We start from the raw sequence: 19,126 nt of genomic DNA on the forward strand, positions 1-19,126 counted from the left end.
CGTCAGAAGTGGACGCTGGTGGTCAACAAGGCTGTCCGCCCAGCCGCCTGGTTGGCGAAGTGGGTGGAGAAGGCCTTGTCGTAGTACACCTCGTTGGTCAGGTTCTGCACGTTGAGTTGCAGATCGACGTTCTTGGTCAGCTTGTAGGCGGCCATGGCGTCGTAACGCACGTAGCTGTCGACCATGGTGGTGTTGGCCACGCTGCCGTACACGTCATCCACGTAGAACGCACCACCACCAACAGTCAGCTTTGGCGTGATCGAGTAGGTTGTCCACAGGCTGGCACTGTTGTTCGGCGTGTTCGGCAGCTGGTTGCCGTCGTTGGCCTTGCCCAGCGGGCCGCCGTCGATCTGGCGCGCTTGCATGTAGGTGTAGCCGGCGAATACCTGCCACTTGTCGGTGATCTTGCCACTGGCCGACAGCTCGATGCCCTGCACGCGGGTTTCGCCGACGTTTTCGTAGGTGGTGGTGTTCACCTGGACGCGGGCGTTTTCTTTCTCGGTGCGGAACAGCGCAGCGGCCAGGGACAGGCGCTCGTCGAGCAGGTCCCACTTGGTGCCGATTTCGTAGTTGGTGGTTTCTTCCGGCTCCATGTCGCTGCTCAACAGGTTGCCGCTGCGGTCGGTGGTGTTGCCGAGCGGGTTGCCTTCAGTGCCTTCACCGAGCATCGCACCGGGTGGGGTGGCGGAGGTGGCGTAGGACACGTAGATGCTGCCGTTGTCGGCCGGCTTCCATACCAGGCCCAGCTGGCCGGTGACGAACTCGCTGGTGTCCTTGCCCTTGGAGACGATGCCCTTGGTACTTACCGCAGTGCTGCCGTTGGCGTTGTAGCCACGGTACTGGGTATCGAAGTGGTCGTAACGCAGGCCCATGTTCAGCAGCCACTGTGGCGACAGCTCCAGAGTATCGAACACGTAGATGGCCCGGGTGTTGCTCTTGGTGTTGGTGCCGGCATAGTTGCGCGAGATCGCGCCGTTCCATGGATCATCCGGGTTCGGGTTGCTCAGCGAGGTGCAATTGTAGCCACTGGTGGCGCCGATCATGCCTGGGGTGCAGTTGGTGTTTGCTGCGCCACCGGCGACGGTGTCGGTGTCGACGTTGTAGCTTTCGCGATCGCTTTCTTCGCGGCTTAATTCGATACCGGTGGAGAAGCTGTTCTTCATGCCACCCAGGTAGAACTCGCCGAACAGGTCGGTCTGGTTGGTGGTTGTGGAAGTATTGCCCACACGAGTGTTGGCACGGCGCCAGACGCTGCCATTGTTGACGTTGCCCTTGCTGTCGTCAGGCTGGGTCAGGATGTAGTCCTGCATGCTGTTGCCGTGACGGAAGGTGTTCTTGATGGTCAGCGCGTCGGTCAGATCGTGCTCGATGGCGAAGGTGGCGATATCGACGCGGCTCTTGCGGAAGTCGCGGTCGGTCAGGCCATAGAAGTTGTCGCTGTCGCCACCGTCGTTCGGCTTGCTCGGGTGCGCAGAGGTACGCGCGGCGCTGCCACCGGTAGGGATGGTGTACGGAATGCCCGAATCCGGCAGGTCGTCACTTTCCAAGTGGTAGTAGTCGAGGTTGACGCGGGTGGCGGTGCCCAGACCGAAGGCCAGCGACGGGGCGATACCCCAGCGGTCGTAGTTGACCTTGTCACGGCCGGCGACGTTGCTTTCGTGGGTCATCAGGTTCAGGCGGCCAGCAACGGTGTCGCTGAACTGGTAGTTGCCATCGAAGGTGTAGCGCTGGGTCTGGTCGCTGCCCCAGGTCCAGGCGCCGTCGAGCGAGTTGCCCAGGTGTGCGCGCTTGCTCACCAGGTTGATGGTACCGCCGGCGGCGCCGCGGCCACCGATAGCCGAGTTAGGGCCCTTGGCCACTTCGACCGATTCGATGGCGAAGATTTCGCGGGTCTGGGCGCCGGTGTCGCGCACGCCGTCCAGGTAGGTGTCGCCCTGGGCGTCGAAGCCACGGATGAAAGGGCGGTCGCCTTGCGGGTTGCCGCCTTCGCCGGCGCCGAAGGTGATGCCGGGCACGGTGCGCAGGGCGTCCTGCAGGGTCAGGGCGTTGGTGTCTTTGATCACTTGCTGAGGGATGACGGTGACCGAACGCGGGGTGTCCACCAGCGGTGCGGTGTACTTCTGCGAGGAGGCTTTTTCGACCTTGTAATCGGTACTGGCCTGCTCAGCCTTGCCATTGACGCTGGTGGCGTCGAGGGTGACGGCATTGCTGGCAGCCGGATCGGCGGCGTAGGCGCCCGAAGCGCTCAGGGCGACCCCGATGGCCGAGACGATGAGGCGTGGTGAACTCACTGCAGACGGTACGTGACGCATTGTTATTGGCCTTCCCCAAGGTGTGAAGGCCGCGGATGTTAATGTAAGGGATTGTAAGGCACAATTGAGACTCGTTACCATTCGCCAGGAATTTACAATCTTTACATATTCTCTTTACGATTTATGGACGCTGAATCGTCTAAGGCACAGCAAGGGCTTGTGCGGCGTAAAAGGGAATCAATATCATCGAGCCCTTTACAGATCTTAACGGTGCCGCCGCCATGCTGCTTCATATCCCAGGGTTGTTCGACACCGATGAACTGGCCCGTATCCGCGAGGCGCTGGAGCAGACCGACTGGGCCGACGGCAAGGTCACGGCCGGCTACCAGTCGGCCAAGGCCAAGCACAACCTGCAACTGCCGGAAGGGCACCCGCTGGGCAAGGAAATCGGCAGCGCACTGATCGACCGCTTGTGGCAGACCCCGCGTTTCATGTCGGCGGCGCTGCCGCACAAGGTGTTCCCGCCATTGATCAACTGCTACCGCGAGGGCGGCAACTTCGGTTTCCACATCGACAATGCCCTGCGCCAGCCCAAGGGCAGCCCGGAGCGGGTGCGCACCGACCTGTCCTCGACCCTGTTCCTCAGCGACCCCGACAGCTACGACGGCGGTGAGCTGGTGATCCAGGATACCTACGGCGTGCAGCAGGTGAAGCTGGCGGCCGGCGACTTGGTGCTGTACCCCGGCACCAGCCTGCACAAGGTCAACCCGGTGACCCGTGGCGTGCGCTACGCGGCGTTCTTCTGGACCCAGAGCCTGGTGCGCGAGGACAGCCAACGGGCGTTGCTGTTTGAAATGGACAATGCCATCCAGCAGCTCACCGCCGATGTGCCGGACCACCCGTCATTGCTGCAGCTGACCGGCACCTACCACAACCTCCTGCGTCGCTGGGCCGAGGTCTGAGCCATGTCCTATCAGTTGCGTCGTGAAGAAGTGGTGGATGCTGCTGGCCTGCACGCCATGCTCGAACACAGCCCCGGCAAGGCAGCCCAGGCGATCCTCGCGGCGGCAGCGGAGGGCGTGGTCGACGCGCAGTTGCTGCTCGGGCAGATCCTGCTTGATGGTCGTGGCATCGAGCAGGATGCCGGTGTCGCCCGACGCTGGTTCGGCATTGCCGCACAGGGCGGCAGTGCCATGGCGCACAACATGCTCGGTCGCTGCCTGGAACACGGCTGGGGAGGCGAGGTGAACCTGGCGCAGTCGGCCATTCACTATGCACGGGCGGCCGATGCCGGGCTGGATTGGGGGCTGTACAACCTCGGCAACCTGCTGGCGACCGGGCGCGGGGTGCCGGCCAACCAGGCGCAGGCGCTGACCTGTTACGAAAAGGCTGCGCAGATGGGCCATGCCAAGTCGATGAACCTGTATGGTCGCTACCTGGAGCATGGCATCGCCACCGCGCCGAGCCCAGTGCGGGCGGTACGCTGGTATCGGCGTTCGGCCGAAGCGGGTGATTTTCGCGGAATGTTCAGCCTGGCGATGGTGCTGGCAGAGCGGGGAGAAATGGCTGAGGCCGCTACTTGGCTTGAACGGGCGAGGGTCGAGGGCAACATGAGCTTTTTGCGTAGCGCGTTGGTTACCTTGTCAGCAGCTGGGCCGCAGTTGGCGCCACATGCGACAGCATACGCGGCCGAAGTCGAGCAACGTGACTCGCCCTAGTGGTTTGAACAATTGGCCGGGAAATGATTGTTGCTTCGATGATAACTTCACCCGGCCTACCTTGAGCTCTCGGCCACGGCGGCCATTGCCAGAGGGGGAGCTGCAGTGAAAGATCTGATTAAAGATGAAGCACAAGTGCGTCTATGGCTGGTGAAAGATGAATACATATACCCGGTTGGCATCAATCACCAAGGCTTTGTGCAGGTTATTGACGGGCATAACGAAATCTTCACCCTCCTCGCATGGAAGCATCCCAGCATTGGTGGGGACATCGCTTACGAAATTCATAGCCAGTCGGGCAAGCAGATTACCGGTGCTGGCGGGGATGCCTTGAGAGAGGCAGAGGAACTGATGCCGATGCCAGTGCCCGCCTTCCGCATCATGCGTGAAAATACCGAGCTCGAAGAGCCTTGGTCATATGAGGTAAAACTGAAAACCTTGGATTCGCGATTCGTTTCGGCAAACGATCGAATAGCCAGTACTCATCGAAGGAAACGCGAAGGTTTTTCATGGTGGGCGCTTTCACCCTGGGAAGATGTCACCCGCTATCGCACCGAACCAGGCCGGCAACTGCGTATGCTGGAACCCTATGAAGCAGATGCCGACGTGTTCATTCTCGAATGGCTCGACCCACCTGGTGGTCGCCAGCAATAAAAAAAGGGGCTTTCGCCCCTTTTCTGTTTACAGGTAGTAGGCCTTCAGCGGCGGGAAGCCGTTGAATTCCACTGCGCTGTAGCTGGTGGTGTACGCACCGGTCGACAGCCAGTACAGACGGTCGCCGATGGCCAGGTTCAGCGGCAGGCCGTACTTGTAGTTTTCGTACATGATGTCGGCGCTGTCGCAGGTCGGGCCGGCGATGACCACTTCTTCGGCTTCGCCTTTCTTCTCGGTCCAGATCGGGAACTTGATGGCTTCGTCCATGGTTTCGATCAGGCCGGAGAACTTGCCCACGTCGGTGTAGATCCAGCGCTCGACGGCGGTGCGCGACTTGCGTGCGACCAGCACCACTTCACTGACCAGGATACCGGCGTTGGCGATCAGCGAACGGCCTGGCTCGAGAATGATCTCCGGCAGGTCGTCACCGAAGTCTTCCTTCAGGAAGCGAATGATTTCTTCGGCGTAGGTCTCGAGGCTGTTGGTACGGGTGATGTAGTTGGCCGGGAAGCCGCCACCCATGTTGATCAGCTTCAGCTCGATGCCGTCTTCTTCCTTCAGGCGCTCGAAGATCACCTTGACCTTGGCGATGGCCGCGTCCCATACGCTGATGTCGCGCTGTTGCGAGCCGACGTGGAAGGAGATGCCGTAAGGCACCAGGCCCAGGTCACGGGCGAGGATCAGCAAGTCCATGGCCATGTCGGTCTGGCAGCCGAATTTACGCGACAGTGGCCAGTCGGCCGTGGTCGAGCCTTCGGTGAGGATGCGAACGTATACCTTCGAGCCCGGCGCGGCCTTGGCGATGTTGCGCAGGTCGGCTTCCGAGTCGGTAGCGTACAGGCGCACGCCCTTCTCATAGAAGTAGCGGATGTCCTTGGACTTCTTGATGGTGTTGCCGTAGCTGATACGGTCTGCGCTGACGCCACGGCTCAGGACCTTGTCCAGCTCGTAGATCGAGGCGATGTCGAAGCTCGAACCTTTCTCTTTGAGCAGGTCGATGATCTCGACGGCCGGGTTGGCCTTGACCGCGTAGTACACCTTGGCGAATTCGAAACCAGCACGCAGGTCGTCATAGGCCTGGCTGATCATCTGGGTGTCGATGAGTACGAACGGGGTTTCCTGCTTGTCGGCGAACGCCTTCATTTTCTGGAAGGTGTCACGCGCGAAATAGTCTTCGACCTGGATCGACATGCTCAGGGACTCCATGGGCAAACTGAAAGATTAAGTGGCTGCAACTGAACGTCCTCCGTATCCCCACTTTGGTTCGCCTACTCAGTACTTGAGCCGGATGGATCGTTTCCAGCATGGACGTTCGGCGCGCACTTTAGGGCGTGAAGAATGCAGAATCAACAGGCAATCCGGGCGCGATCGTCGTGGAACGACGCCCTACCCGTTGAATAACCGACTCGCATGACCATCTGATGTTCCCCTGGGTGTTTCAAGCGTAAAAAATTGTGGAATGGACCGCGTTGACCCCTTCGCGGGTAAACCCGCTCCTACAGGGTTTTCGCAATTCCTGTGGGAGCGGGTTTACCCGCGAAGGGGCCTGTGGTGTTCATATTTATGGCCACATTTTCCTGGCACTGGCGTACATGAAAAACACGATAAATTTTTTGTTACCGTCGGGCAGATTTGCCGTTATGGATGAGAAACATTACTATTCGCACCCTCATCCGCCTCCCTGACGACCCCGACCGTGTCCGGACACAAAGGCTTCCTCGACCACTACCATGAGCTGATCGGCACCTGGACGCGCAAGTTGCGCAGTCGTCAGCAGGCCGAGGACCTCACCCACGATGCCTTTGTCCGGGTACTGGAGAACCCGCGCGAACAGGTCGAGCAGCCACGCGCCTACCTGCACCAGACTGCCCGCAATATCGCCGTGGACGGGTTTCGCCGCGAAGACCGGCGTCAGGCCCTGGAGCTGGAGACCTTCGATGAAGGCAGCAGCGCCAGCGACGACCCGGAAGCCTACATGCATGCCCTGGAGCTGGCCGACAGCGTCGAGCGCGCACTGGCCGAGTTGCCGCTGAACTGCCGCCGGGTGTTCATCTGGCAGAAGCTTGAGGGCCTGAGCCAGGCCGAGATCGCCGAGCGCATGGGTTTGACCAAGAACATGGTCGAAAAGTATATGATTCGCACGCTCCGACATCTGCGTGAGCACCTGGATGTGTCCGCACGATGAGTCAGGAGACTTTTCCCATGAAACAGCACGGTTCCGAGACCGTCCGTGAGCAGGCGGCCGCATGGTTCGTCCGCGTGCAGGACGCGCCGCACGATGCCGCGCTGCACAAGCAGCTGCGAGCCTGGCTGGCCGCCGACCCCAGTCACCGTGCCGAGTACGATGCCCTGGCCACGGTCTGGAGCGCGGCGGAACTCATCCCGCGCCAGCGCCTGGAAGTGCTGTGCGAGCCGGACCCGGTACGCCAGCTCCCGCAACGGCGCCTGCTGCGCCAGGTGCTGGCGGCGAGTGTGGCGGTGCTGGCGCTGGGGCTGGGCTGGACGGGCTGGCACTACCAGCAGCTCAATCACCAGGATCAGCTGCAGACGGCCTTTGGCGAGCGCCGCCAGGTCGAGCTTCCCGATGGTTCGCACCTCGAACTCAATGGCGCCACCCAGCTGCATGTCGATTTCAGCCCAGGCCGTCGGCACATTCAACTAAACGCAGGTGAGGCGATGTTCATCGTCGCCCACGACAGCAGCCGCCCGTTCGTGGTCGATACCGCCCAGGGCAGCGTGACGGTGACCGGCACCCGTTTCGATGTGCGCCTGGACCCGACTGCGACCCGTGTGGCGGTCGAGCAGGGTTCGGTGCGTGTGCAGGGCAATGACACCTCGCTGGCGCAACTGGGCGCTGGCCAAGGTTCCCACATAGACGCGCATGGCAAGGTCGCCGCACCTTATGCGGTCAACGCCGCAGCCCTGACTGCCTGGCGCCAGGGCAAGCTGGTATTCGACAACGCCACCCTCGCCGAGGTGGTGGCCGAAGTGTCGCGTTACCGTGCCCAACCACTGCGCGTGGCACCTGGCAAGGTTGCCCAGTTACGCCTCTCAAGCACTTTCAGCACCGATGACACGGACGCGCTGCTGCGCGCCTTGCCAAGAATCCTGCCGGTGGCGATCAAGGCCCATGAAGACGGCTCCCGCGAAATAATCGCGAAATAGATTCAGGTTTTTTTCCGCTCGTTCGTCTTCCCCGCCAGCTGCAACTGCCAAGCATTTCCATTCGCATGCGGTTGGCGTTTATTCCTTCTTCAGGATGTTTCGACGACGTGAACAACAACAAACCTTATCTACGCCTGAGCGCCCTGGCGCTGGCCCTGGCGGTCAGCACCGCGGCCATCAATGCTCAAGCCGAGCAGGCAAGCAGCACGATCCAGATCCAGGCGCAGCCCTTGGCCTCGGCGCTGAGCCAGCTGGGCCAGCAGACCAACCTGCAGCTGTTCTTCAGCCCTGAACTGGTGGCGGGCAAGCAGGCCCCGGCCGTGTCCGGCAACCTGGCGCCCGAGCAGGCGCTGCAGCAACTGCTGCAGGGCAGCGGGCTGACCTATGAAATGTCCGAAGACACAGTGGTGGTGAAGCCGGCTCAGCCTGCCGGCACGCTCACCACCGGCAGCCTGGAGCTGGCGCCCACCGACGTGAAGGTGGTCGGTGACTGGCTGGGTGATGCCGACCAGGCCGTGGTGCAGAACCACCCCGGTGCGCGCACCGTCGTCCGCCGCGAGGCGATGGTGGAGAAGGGCGCGATGAACGTGCGCGACGTGCTGCGCGGTATCCCAGGCGTGCAGGTACAGGACAGCAACGGTACCGGTGGCAGTGACCTGTCGCTGAACGTTGGCGTGCGTGGCCTGACCTCGCGCCTGTCGCCACGCTCGACTGTGCTGATCGACGGCATTCCGGCGGCCTTTGCACCCTACGGCCAGCCGCAACTGTCGATGGCTCCGATCTCCTCGGGCAACCTCGACAGCATCGACGTGGTGCGCGGCGCGGGCTCGGTGCGCTATGGCCCGCAGAACGTCGGCGGGGTGATCAACTTCGTGACCCGGGCGATCCCCGAAAAGGCATCGGCTGAGCTGTCCACCACGCTGGAAACCTCTCAGCATGGCGGCTGGAAACACACCGAGTCGGCGTTCGTCGGCGGCACCGCCGACAATGGCATGGGCTTGGCGTTGCTCTATACCGGTGTGAACGGCAACGGTTACCGTGAAAGCAACAACGGCAACGACATCGACGACGTCATCCTCAAGACCCATTGGGCACCGACCGACGTCGATGAGTTCTGGCTCAACTTGCACTACTACGATGGCCGTGCCGACATGCCCGGTGGCCTGACCCAGGCTCAGTACGACAGCAACCCGTACCAGTCGCTGCGCGATTACGACTACTTCGCCGGCCGGCGCAAGGACGTGTCGTTCAAGTGGCAACGCCAGCTCGACGATGCCACCCAGTTCGAAGTGCTGACCTATTACACCGACAGCTTCCGTGGCAGCGCCATCGCCGCGCGCGACATGAAGACCCTGTCGTCGTACCCGCGCAATTACCACACCTTCGCCATCGAGCCACGGGTGTCGCGAATCTTCTTCGCTGGCCCTACCACCCAGGAAGTCAGTATTGGTTATCGCTACCTGAAAGAGGCCATGCGCGAGCAGTCGACCCGCCTGGCGCTGATCGACAACGTGCCGACGCCCACCCCGACGTCCGACGGCCACGTGTTCCAGGACCGCAGCGGCGGTACCGAAGCCAGCGCCTACTACATCGATGACAAGATCGATGTCGGCAACTGGACCATCACCCCGGGCATCCGTTTCGAGCACATCAATACCGACTGGCGGGATCGCCCGGTGCTGGATGCCAACAACCGCCCGGTGCCGGAGAAAAAGCGCAGCATCACCAGCAACGAGCCGCTGCCGGCGCTGAGCGTGATGTACCACATCTCCGATGCCTGGAAGGTGTTCGCTAACTACGAGACGTCGTTTGGCAGCCTGCAGTACTTCCAGCTGGGCCAGGGCGGCTCCGGCAACAGTACGGCCAATGGCCTGGAACCGGAAAAAGCCAAGACCTACGAGCTCGGTACCCGTTATGACAACGGCGGCTTCGCCGGTGAGCTGACCGCGTTCTACATCGACTTCGACGACGAGCTGCAGTACATCAGCAACGACGTGGGCTGGACCAACCTCGGTGCGACCAAGCACCAGGGTATCGAGGCTTCGGTGCGCTATGACCTGGCCGGGTTGGACCCGCGCCTGGACGGCCTGTCGGTGAGCGGTGGCTACACCTATACCCGCGCGACCTATGAAGGGGATATTCCGGGCTTCAAGGGCCGTGACCTGCCGTTCTATTCACGCCAGGTGGCCACCGCCGGGGTGCGCTATGCGATCAACCGCTGGACCTGGAATCTGGATGCCTATGCTCAGTCCAAGCAGCGCGCGCCAGGGACCGGCCTCAACGCTGATGGCAGCTTCAGTGGTAACTACATCACCGAGCCGAGTGCCGATGGGCAATATGGTGATATTCCGGGGTATGTGACCTGGCATGCCCGTGGTGGCTATGAGTTCGGGGCGGACATGTCCAACCTGAAGCTGGCGGCGGGGGTGAAGAACCTGTTCGACAAGCAGTATTTCACGCGTTCGAGCGACAACAATGCCGGCATTTATGTCGGTGAGCCGCGGACCTTCTATGTGCAGGCGAGTGTAGGGTTCTGAGCCAAAATCGCCGGGGCCGCTATGCGGCCCTTTCGCGACACAAGGCCGCTCCCACAGGTATTGCACAGGCCCAGAGGTTGACGCTGTACCTGTGGGAGCGGCCTTGTGTCGCGAAAGGGGCGCGAAGCGCCCCCAGCGATTACGAAGCCACCACCTCGGCCGGCGAGACGATGCTGGTCTTGGCCCCGCGCGAGCGCCCCGAACTCAGGTAAGCCGCAATCGACTCCTGAGTGACCTCCCCCAAGAACACCTGCTCGGCATCCAGCACCGGCAACCACGCTCGGTTGAACTCATACATCCGCGACAACAAGATGCGCAGATGTTCGTCATGCGACGCCGTGGCATTGAACGGCCGCAGGAAGTCGCCACAGGTACCTTGCTGGCGGTGCATGTCACGCCGACGCACATACCCCAGCGCCTTGTTCTGCCCATCGGTCACCACCACATAACGGCGGTCGTGCTCATCAAGCAGCTCCAGCGCATCGCTCACCGGCGTCTCCGGGCTCACCGACGGCGCGTTGTCCGCCGCATCCTCGGCACGCACCAGCAGCAGGCGCTTGAGCGTGCTGTCCTGGCCAACGAAGTTGCTCACGAAGTCATCCACCGGGTGCGCCAGCAGGGTGTCCGGGTGGTCCAGCTGCAGCAGCTTGCCGGCACGGAAGATGGCGATCTTGTCCCCCAGCTTGATCGCCTCGTCGATGTCGTGGCTGACCATGATCACGGTCTTGTTCAGCGCCCGCTGCATCTCGAAGAACTCGTTCTGGATCATCTCGCGGTTGATCGGGTCGACCGCGCCGAACGGCTCGTCCATCAGCAGTACCGGTGCTTCCGCCGCCAGTGCGCGGATCACACCGATGCGCTGCTGCTGGCCGCCGGACAGCTCACGGGGGTAGCGCTGCAGGTATTGCTTGGGTTCGAGCTTGATCATGTGCATCAGCTCGCGGGCGCGCTCGTGGCATTTCTGCTTGTCCCAGCCGAGCAGGCGCGGGACCACGGTGATGTTCTCCTCGATGGTCATGTTGGGGAACAGGCCGATCTGCTGGATCACGTAGCCGATGTGCCGGCGCAAGGTCACTTCGTCGAGGGCACTGGTGTCTTCGCCGTTGATCAGCACCCTGCCTGAGGTCGGTGCGATCAGGCGGTTGATCATCTTCAGCGTGGTGCTCTTGCCGCAGCCCGACGGGCCGAGGAATACGCAGATTTCACCTTCATTGACGGTGAGGCTGACGGAGTCGACGGCTTTGACGTCCTTGCCGTTGACGTTGAAGGTTTTGCTGAGGTTCTGGAGTTCGATCATGAGCGCAGTCCTTCTGGAGTCAGGGCACGTTGCAGGGTTTGCAGGAGCAGGTCGGCGACGATCGCCAGCAGGCTGACCAGCACGGCGCCGACCAACAGCATCGACATGTCGCTGCGGCTGATGGAGGTGAGGATGAGCACGCCCAGGCCGCCAGCGCCGATGGTGGCGGCAATGGTCATGACGCCGATGTTCATCACCACGGCAGTACGCACGCCGGCGAGGATCACCGGCACCGCAATCGGCAGCTCGACCATGCGCAGGCGCTGGCCGAAGGTCATGCCGATGCCGCGCGCCGCTTCACGGATGCCGGGCTCGACGTTGGTCAGGGCCAGGTAGGTGTTGCGCAGGATCGGCAGCAGCGAATAGAGGAACACCGCAGTGATCGCCGGCAGCGGGCCGAGGCCCTGGCCGAACTTGGAGTAGAACGGCAGCAGCAGGCCGAACAGGGCGATGGACGGGATGGTCAGCAGCACCGTGGCGCTGGCCTGCAGCGGGCCGGCGACGGCCGGGAAGCGGGTCATCAGGATGCCCAGCGGTACACCGACGAGGATCGCCAGGCTGACCGCAACACCGACCAGCATGATGTGCTGCCAGGTCAGCTGCAGCACCTGGGCCCAGTCGAGATGGGCGAACGTGTCGAACAGGCTCATGGGGTCACCTCCTTGAGGGGATGCTCACGCAGGAAGGCGGCGGCCACCGTGGTCGGGTTCTGGTGTTCGACGTCGACCTTGGCATTGAGCTGGCGCATGGTCTCGTCGTCGAGCTGCTCGGCCAATGGCTTGAGCAGGCCGACCAGTTTCGGGTTGGCGTCGAGCACCTGTTTGCGTACCACCGGTGCGGCTGTGTAGTCGGGGAAGTAGTGCTTGTCGTCTTCTAGCAGCTTGAGGTTGAAGGCACTCAGGCGGCCGTCGGTGGTGTACACCAGGCCGGCGAACACCTGGTTGTTGTGCATGGCGGTGTAGACCAGCCCGGCATCCATCTGGCGGATGTTGGCGCGGCCTACTTGCAGGTCGTACATCTCTTTCAGGCCGACCAGGCCATCCGGACGGTTGGCGAACTCGGTGTCCAGCGCCACCAGGTGCTTGCGCTGGCTTTCGTCACGCAGTACCTGGTTGAGGTCGCTGATCGTGTTGACCTGTGGATAAGCCTCGGCCACCTGCTTGGGCAGGCCCAGGGCATAGGTGTTGCTGAACTTCGACGGGGTCAACCAGATCAGGTCTTTCTTCGCGTCCAGTTCCTTGACCCTGGCGAAGGTGGCCTCGGCACTGGGCATGCGCTCGTCGATATGGTTGTAAGAGACCAGCGACACGCCGGTGTATTCCCACATCAGGTCGAGTTGCCCGGTTTCCTGGGCCTGGCGTGCGATGCTGCTGCCAAGGCCGGTGGTGACGCGCACGTCGAAGCCGTTGGCGCGCAGGTATTGCGCGGTGATTTCGGCGAGTACGGTCTGTTCGGTGAACACCCGCGCGCCGATGCGGATCAGCGGTTTTTCGGCTGCCTGGGCAAATCCTGCGAACAGCAGGGCCGCGCCCAGCAGCAAGGCGATTCTCTTGTTCATGGGTTCCCTCTTGTTATCCAGCCAGGCCACGTTCCAGCCAGCGCTTGCTGGAGAAACTCACCAGCGCATCCAGCACCAGCGCCAGCAATGCGGTACAGGCGGCACCGAGCAGCAGTTGTGGCTGGTTGTTCAGGGCAATGCCGGGGAAGATCAGGCTGCCCAGGCTGTTGGCGCCAATCAGGAAGGCCAGTGGCGCGGTGCCGACGTTCAGTGCCAGGGCCACGCGCACGCCGCCGACGATGATCGGCACGGCGTTGGGCAGTTCCACCTGCCAGAGTTGCTGGCGCGGGGTCATGCCGATGCCGGTGGCGGCTTCCTTGAGCGAGGCGGGGACGTTTTTCAGGCCCTCGTAGGTGTTGCGCACGATGGGCAGGAGAGAGGCGAGGAACAGCGCGAAGATCGCAGGCCCGGCGCCGATGCCCAGGATACTCAGGGCGATGGCCAGAACGGCCAGGGGGGGAATGGTGTTGCCAACGTTGAAGAACTGCATGAAGCGCTCGGCTTTGTCGACCCGGTGCGGTCGACTCAGCGCAATGCCGGCGGGGATGCCCACGACCAGCGCCGCCGCCATCGAAGCCAGCACCAGTACCAGGTGCGCTTGCAGGTAGAACCCAAGATCGTCGCGATAACGCGCGATCGTGTCGATGCCGATCCAGTGGATCAGCAGGGCCAGGATGACGAGCACGGTGGCGCATCCCAACAGCCCTTTACCGTAGCGTGTAGCCACAGGCGGACTCCTTGTGTTGTCGGCGAGCACACTTCTTGGTAGCCGGCCAGTACTGGCGGCGGGTGGTGTGTTCGCGAGTAGCAGCGTGAAGCAGCCGAAGGCTGCGATCAGGCCATGAGCCGAACCCCGTCGGGCCCGAAAATGCTGATGAAACCAGTCCCCAACCGAAGCGGGTTGCAGGGGAGTGGACGTCTCCGTGGGCGTAAAGGTTCCCATCTGAGGCGGCATTTGGCCAGCGTTAATCACTGGATGGGGTGAAACATGGCGAGAAAAAGCAGCGGTTTAATGCGCTGCAGGCGTTGAAACAACTGCCTTGTGGCCTTTTGTCGTGATAAAGCGATTGTCTGATGAAATTGTTGTGTCTGTACTGGCCCTTTCGCGGGCAGGCCCGCTCCCACAGGGATCGCACTGCATCTGAAACCTGCGCAGTACCTGTGGGAGCGGGCGTGCCCGCGAAGAGGCCGGACCTGCAACCACTCATGCAGCCGATTTTGGTCCAAGCCCAACTTCAGGTATGATATCGCCCCTTTTAAATCCCCCAGTCAGGCGATTTCCCATGACCAACCAGGCCGCCGAAGTCGCGAAGCGCCGCACTTTCGCAATCATTTCCCACCCCGACGCCGGTAAGACCACCATCACCGAGAAGCTCCTGCTGATGGGCAAGGCCATTGCCGTCGCCGGTACCGTGAAGTCGCGCAAGTCCGACCGCCACGCCACCTCCGACTGGATGGAAATGGAGAAGCAGCGCGGCATCTCCATCACCACCTCGGTGATGCAGTTCCCGTACCGCGAGCACATGATCAACCTGCTCGACACCCCCGGGCACGAAGACTTCTCGGAAGATACCTACCGCACCCTGACCGCGGTGGACTCGGCGCTGATGGTGCTCGACGGCGGTAAAGGTGTAGAGCCGCGGACCATCGCCCTGATGGACGTGTGCCGCCTGCGCGACACGCCGATCGTCAGCTTCATCAACAAACTCGACCGTGACATCCGTGACCCGATCGAACTGCTCGACGAGATCGAAGCCGTTCTGAAGATCAAGGCCGCGCCGATCACCTGGCCGATCGGTTGCTATCGCGACTTCAAGGGCGTGTATCACCTGACCGGCGACTACATCGTGGTCTACACCCCGGGCCACGGCCACGAGCGCACCGAAGCCAAGATCATCCAGAATCTGGACTCCGACGAGGCTCGCGCCCACCTGGGCGACCAGTACGATTCGTTCGTCGAGCAACTGGAGCTGGTGCAGGGCGCCTGCCACGAGTTCAACCAGGAAGAGTTCATCAACGGTCAGCTGACCCCGGTGTTCTTCGGTACCGCGTTGGGCAACTTTGGTGTCGACCATGTGCTCGACGCCGTCGTCGACTGGGCGCCGCGCCCGCTGGGCCGCGTGGCCCACGAGCGGACCGTCGAGCCTGTGGAAGAGAAGTTCACCGGCTTCGTGTTCAAGATCCAGGCGAACATGGACCCGAAACACCGCGACCGCATCGCCTTCATGCGCATCTGCTCGGGTAAATACGAGAAGGGCATGAAGATGCGCCATGTGCGCATCAACAAGGACCTGCGCATCGGTGACGCGCTGACCTTCTTCTCTTCCGAGCGTGAGCAGCTGGAAGAGGCCTATGCCGGCGACATCATCGGCCTGCACAACCACGGCACCATCCAGATCGGCGACACCTTCACCGAAGGCGAGGCGCTGGGCTTCACCGGTATCCCGCACTTTGCGCCGGAGCTGTTCCGCCGCGTGCGCCTGAAGGACCCGCTGAAATCCAAGCAGCTGCGTCAGGGCCTGCAGCAGCTGGCCGAAGAGGGCGCGACCCAGGTGTTCTTCCCTGAGCGCAGCAACGACATCATCCTCGGTGCGGTCGGTGTGCTGCAGTTCGACGTGGTCGCCAGCCGCCTGAAGGAAGAGTACAAGGTGGAATGTGCCTACGAGCCGATCACCGTCTGGTCGGCCCGCTGGATCGGCTGCGATGACAAGAAAAAGCTCGAGGAATTCCAGAACAAGGCCATGGAAAACCTGGCCATCGACGGTGGCGGTCACCTGACCTACCTGGCGCCGACCCGGGTCAACCTGGCGTTGATGGAAGAGCGCTGGCCGGACATCAAGTTCCGCGCTACCCGCGAGCATCACTGATCGCTGAATTGGGGCTGCTTTGCAGCCCATCGCGGGACAAGCCCGCTCCTACAGGGGGACGCGATCCCTTGTAGGAGCGGGCTTGCCCCGCGATGGGCCGCAAAGCGGCCCCATATCAATTTCCCGCCTTGATACTGGTCCAGATCCGCGTCCGAATACGATCGATCTTCGCCGGCATCGCCTCCAGGGCATACAGCTTGCCCATCACATCCTCGCTCGGGTAAATCATCGTATTACCCTTCATCGCCGGCTCCACCAGCCCGTCCGCCTTGAGGTTGCCGTTGGCGTACTGCACATGGTTGCTGATGTTGGCCATCACTTCCGGCTGCAGCAGGTAGTTCATGTAGGCATATCCGGCCTTTTCATCCGGCGCATCGGCCGGCATGGCCACCATGTCGAACCACATCGGCGCACCTTCCTTGGGGATCGAATACCCCACCTTCACCCCGTTCTTCGCCTCTTCGGCGCGGTTCTTCGCCTGCAGCACATCCCCCGAGAAGCCCACCACCACGCAGATATCGCCGTTGGCCAGGTCACCGGTGTACTTCGAGGAGTGGAAGTAGCTGATGTACGGCCGCACCTGCATCAGCAATGCCTTGGCCTTGTCATAGTCGGCCGGGTCCTGGCTGTGGTGCGGCAGGCCCAGGTAGTGCAGGGCGATCGGCAGAAGTTCGGGGCCGTTGTCCAGCACCGCGACGCCGCAGCTCTTCAACTTGCTCATGTACTCGGGCTTGAAGATCAGGTCCCAGGAATCCACTGGCGCATTGTCGCCGAGCACCGCCTTGACCTTGTCGATGTTGTAGCCGATGCCGGTGCTGCCCCACAGGTACGGGAATCCGTACTGGTTGCCCGGGTCGTTGACCTCCAGCGCCTTCATCAATACCGGGTTGAGGTTGTGCCAGTTTGGCAGCTGCGACTTGTCCAGCGGCTTCAGGGCCTTGCCCTGGATCTGCCGGGCCATGAAGTGGTTGGACGGGAACACCACGTCGTAGCCGGAGTTGCCGGTCATCAGTTTGCCGTCGAGGGTCTCGTTGCTGTCGTACACGTCGTAGGTCGGCACGATGCCGCTGGCCTGCTGGAAGTTCTTCAGCGTGTCGGGCGCGACGTAGCTGGACCAGTTGTAGATCTTCACCGTTTCGGCGGCGCTGGCGGCGCTGGCGACGCTGGCGGCCAGCATCAGGGGAGCGAGAAGGAGCGTGCGCATGTCGGGTTTACCTTGCTTTGTCTGTTGTTATCGAAGGCAGGCGATCAGCGGATCAGAAAATCAGAACGTAGGTCTTGCGCACGGTCTCCTGGATGTCCCAGATGCCGGTGCTGTTGGCCGGTAGCATCAGTGCGTCTCCGGCTTCTATGAGCAGGGGCTCGCCACCGTCGGGGGTGAAGGTGCAGCGGCCCTTGATGAAATGGCAGAACTCCTGCTGCACGATCTGCCGCCGCCAGCGCCCGGGGGTGCACTCCCAGATGCCGGTTTCGACGCCGTCGCTGCGTTCCACGCAGGTGACCGAAGCCACTGCCAAGGGGTCGCCTAGCGGCACCGCGACCGGGTTGGAGCTTTCGAGCACGGCGCTGTCTGTGTGTTTGAACTGGGTGATGCTCATGACCGGTGGATCCTGTGTCGGGGAAAGGGAAGTCAGTGCATGAAGCCTTCCATGAAGTCCGCAAGGGAGCTGGCCAGGCGCCGCCTCCAGGGCGCGCTGGCGGGGTTGGCGAGGGTCCGGTCCTCGTGGACGAAGCTCTGGATGATCGCGTTGTAGCCGAGCCAGCGGCAGGGCTCGGGCGGCCAGCTGGCCAGGCTCGCGACCGGGCGGTTGTCGAGTACCCAGGGTTGCGCGGTCAGTTCGTTGTGCTGGTTGAGGATCAGCGCCGCCAGCGTGCGCCCGCCGAGGTTGGTGGCACCAACCCCTTCGCCGCCGTAGCCGCCGGCCAGGGCGATGCCGCGCTGGCGGTCGCAGAGCATGTGCGGGCGGAAGCGCCGGGCCATGCCCAGGTTGCCGCCCCAGGAGTGGGTGATGCGTGCGTGCTTGAGCTGCGGGAACAGTTCGCCGAACAGGTAGCGTCGCAGTTCGATTTCGTGCTCGTCGAGGTTGAAGTTCTCGCGTAGCCGGCCACCGAAGCGGTAGCCGCCGCGGGCGCCGAACACCAGGCGGTTGTCGGCGGTGCGCTGGCCGTAGGTGACCTGGCGGCTGCTCTCGCTGAAGGCCTGGCCCTGGCTCAGGCCGATCTGCTCCCAGGTCGATTCCGGCAGTGGCTCGGTGGCCACCAGCAGGCTCTGCACCGGCAACTGGTGCTTGCCCAGCGGCGGCAGGCTGGCGGCGTACCCCTCGACTGCCGGGACCATCCACTGGCAGCGGATGCGCGCCAGGGGCGAGCGTACTTCGCCGGGCTGCCAGTCGATGGCCGGGGTGTTCTCGTAGATGGTCACGCCCAGCGCTTCCACGGCCCGGGCCAGGCCACGGGCCAGCTTGGCCGGGTGAATGGTTGCGGTGTGCGGGCTGTAGATCGCGCCGTAGGCATTGCTGACCCGCAGTTGCGCGTCCAGCTGCTCGGGGCGCAGCCAGCGGTAGTCGTCCTCGGTCATGCCTTGGCGATAGAGGTCGTCGAGGTAAGCGCGCAGGCTGCGTTCCTGTTCCGGGTAACGCGCGGCGCAATAGAGCACGCCGCCTTTGCGGTAGTCGCAGTCGATGCCTTCGCGCTGCAGCACGCTGTGCACTTCATCCGGGATGCCATGCAGCAGGTCGATGCTGGCGCGGCGCTGTTGCGGCGACAAGGTGGCCAGCAGGCGGTCTTCGCCGAGCAGGTTGCCCATCAGCCAGCCGCCATTGCGCCCCGATGCGCCGAAGCCGGCGATGTTGGCCTCGATCATCGCGACGTTCAGTTGCGGCGCCTGGCGCTTGAGGTAGTAGGCGGTCCACAGACCGGTGTAGCCGGCGCCGATGATGCACACATCGACCTCGAGGTTCTGGCGCAGGGCCGGGCGCGCGCACAGCGGCTCGTCGAGCTGGTCCATCCAAAGGCTGAGCGTACGCAGGGGTTGCATCGGGTTTTGCTCCACATCCGTCAAGGTCTGTGGGCGATGCT

The 19,126-nt window shown here is 62.6% G+C and carries 16 protein-coding genes; 7 read left to right on the forward strand and 9 right to left on the reverse strand.

Going from position 1 to position 19,126, the window contains the following annotated elements:
* Positions 1-2 precede the first annotated feature (2 nt).
* Complete coding sequence (locus ACLEJU_RS13080; RefSeq protein WP_435423402.1) at positions 3-2,312, reverse strand: TonB-dependent receptor; 2,310 nt, start codon at positions 2,310-2,312, stop codon at positions 3-5.
* Between the two features lie 221 nt (positions 2,313-2,533).
* Between ACLEJU_RS13080 and ACLEJU_RS13085 the strand changes: the two genes are divergently transcribed.
* From ACLEJU_RS13085 to ACLEJU_RS13095, 3 genes are all read left to right on the forward strand, one after another.
* A complete protein-coding gene (locus ACLEJU_RS13085; RefSeq protein ID WP_435423401.1) occupies positions 2,534-3,214 on the forward strand; it encodes a Fe2+-dependent dioxygenase in 681 nt (226 codons plus the stop codon).
* 3 nt (positions 3,215-3,217) lie between these two features.
* Positions 3,218-3,970: a tetratricopeptide repeat protein gene (locus ACLEJU_RS13090; protein WP_435423400.1), complete on the forward strand. Its 753-nt coding sequence runs from the start codon at positions 3,218-3,220 to the stop codon at positions 3,968-3,970.
* A gap of 105 nt (positions 3,971-4,075) precedes the next feature.
* Positions 4,076-4,624 (forward strand): hypothetical protein, encoded by a 549-nt coding sequence (locus tag ACLEJU_RS13095; protein ID WP_435423399.1) that lies wholly within the window; start codon positions 4,076-4,078, stop codon positions 4,622-4,624.
* 27 nt (positions 4,625-4,651) lie between these two features.
* Here ACLEJU_RS13095 and ACLEJU_RS13100 read toward each other — a convergent pair whose 3' ends face one another.
* A complete protein-coding gene (locus ACLEJU_RS13100; protein ID WP_159412020.1) occupies positions 4,652-5,815 on the reverse strand; it encodes a type III PLP-dependent enzyme in 1,164 nt (387 codons plus the stop codon).
* 505 nt (positions 5,816-6,320) lie between these two features.
* Between ACLEJU_RS13100 and ACLEJU_RS13105 the strand changes: the two genes are divergently transcribed.
* The 3 genes from ACLEJU_RS13105 (at position 6,321) to ACLEJU_RS13115 (ending at position 10,326) form a co-directional block, all read left to right on the forward strand.
* Positions 6,321-6,809 (forward strand): sigma-70 family RNA polymerase sigma factor, encoded by a 489-nt coding sequence (locus ACLEJU_RS13105; protein ID WP_435423398.1) that lies wholly within the window; start codon positions 6,321-6,323, stop codon positions 6,807-6,809.
* Positions 6,810-6,826: 17 nt separating this feature from the next.
* Positions 6,827-7,789: a FecR family protein gene (locus ACLEJU_RS13110; RefSeq protein ID WP_435423397.1), complete on the forward strand. Its 963-nt coding sequence runs from the start codon at positions 6,827-6,829 to the stop codon at positions 7,787-7,789.
* Between the two features lie 107 nt (positions 7,790-7,896).
* The gene (locus ACLEJU_RS13115; RefSeq protein ID WP_435423396.1) at positions 7,897-10,326 is read left to right on the forward strand and encodes a TonB-dependent siderophore receptor; all 2,430 of its coding nucleotides are present in this window, start codon (positions 7,897-7,899) and stop codon (positions 10,324-10,326) included.
* A 139-nt stretch (positions 10,327-10,465) separates the two neighbouring features.
* Here ACLEJU_RS13115 and ACLEJU_RS13120 read toward each other — a convergent pair whose 3' ends face one another.
* Genes ACLEJU_RS13120 through ACLEJU_RS13135 form a run of 4 tightly spaced genes read right to left on the reverse strand, consistent with a single transcriptional unit; the run spans position 10,466 to position 13,908 of the window.
* A complete protein-coding gene (locus tag ACLEJU_RS13120; RefSeq protein WP_435423395.1) occupies positions 10,466-11,623 on the reverse strand; it encodes an osmoprotectant ABC transporter ATP-binding protein OsmV in 1,158 nt (385 codons plus the stop codon).
* A complete protein-coding gene (locus ACLEJU_RS13125) occupies positions 11,620-12,273 on the reverse strand; it encodes an ABC transporter permease (protein ID WP_435423394.1) in 654 nt (217 codons plus the stop codon). Before ACLEJU_RS13125 ends, ACLEJU_RS13120 begins: the two co-directional genes overlap by 4 nt.
* A complete protein-coding gene (locus ACLEJU_RS13130; RefSeq protein ID WP_435423393.1) occupies positions 12,270-13,181 on the reverse strand; it encodes a glycine betaine ABC transporter substrate-binding protein in 912 nt (303 codons plus the stop codon). The genes ACLEJU_RS13125 and ACLEJU_RS13130 overlap by 4 nt, the downstream gene beginning before the upstream one ends.
* A gap of 13 nt (positions 13,182-13,194) precedes the next feature.
* Positions 13,195-13,908: an ABC transporter permease gene (locus ACLEJU_RS13135; protein ID WP_435423392.1), complete on the reverse strand. Its 714-nt coding sequence runs from the start codon at positions 13,906-13,908 to the stop codon at positions 13,195-13,197.
* A gap of 556 nt (positions 13,909-14,464) precedes the next feature.
* Here ACLEJU_RS13135 and ACLEJU_RS13140 point away from each other — a divergent pair.
* Complete coding sequence (locus tag ACLEJU_RS13140; protein ID WP_103445602.1) at positions 14,465-16,048, forward strand: peptide chain release factor 3; 1,584 nt, start codon at positions 14,465-14,467, stop codon at positions 16,046-16,048.
* Positions 16,049-16,163: 115 nt separating this feature from the next.
* Here the strand turns inward: ACLEJU_RS13140 and ACLEJU_RS13145 are convergent, their stop codons facing one another.
* Genes ACLEJU_RS13145 through ACLEJU_RS13155 form a run of 3 tightly spaced genes read right to left on the reverse strand, consistent with a single transcriptional unit; the run spans position 16,164 to position 19,085 of the window.
* A complete protein-coding gene (locus ACLEJU_RS13145; RefSeq protein WP_435423391.1) occupies positions 16,164-17,252 on the reverse strand; it encodes a polyamine ABC transporter substrate-binding protein in 1,089 nt (362 codons plus the stop codon).
* A gap of 52 nt (positions 17,253-17,304) precedes the next feature.
* Positions 17,305-17,646, reverse strand: coding sequence for a cupin domain-containing protein (locus tag ACLEJU_RS13150; protein ID WP_435423390.1), 342 nt, complete (start codon positions 17,644-17,646; stop codon positions 17,305-17,307).
* 32 nt (positions 17,647-17,678) lie between these two features.
* Entirely contained in the window at positions 17,679-19,085 is a 1,407-nt protein-coding gene (locus ACLEJU_RS13155; RefSeq protein ID WP_435423389.1) for an NAD(P)/FAD-dependent oxidoreductase, read from the reverse strand.
* Between the last annotated feature and the right edge of the window lie 41 nt (positions 19,086-19,126).

The organism is Pseudomonas sp. SMN11, from assembly GCF_052041945.1.
Taxonomy (GTDB): domain Bacteria; phylum Pseudomonadota; class Gammaproteobacteria; order Pseudomonadales; family Pseudomonadaceae; genus Aquipseudomonas.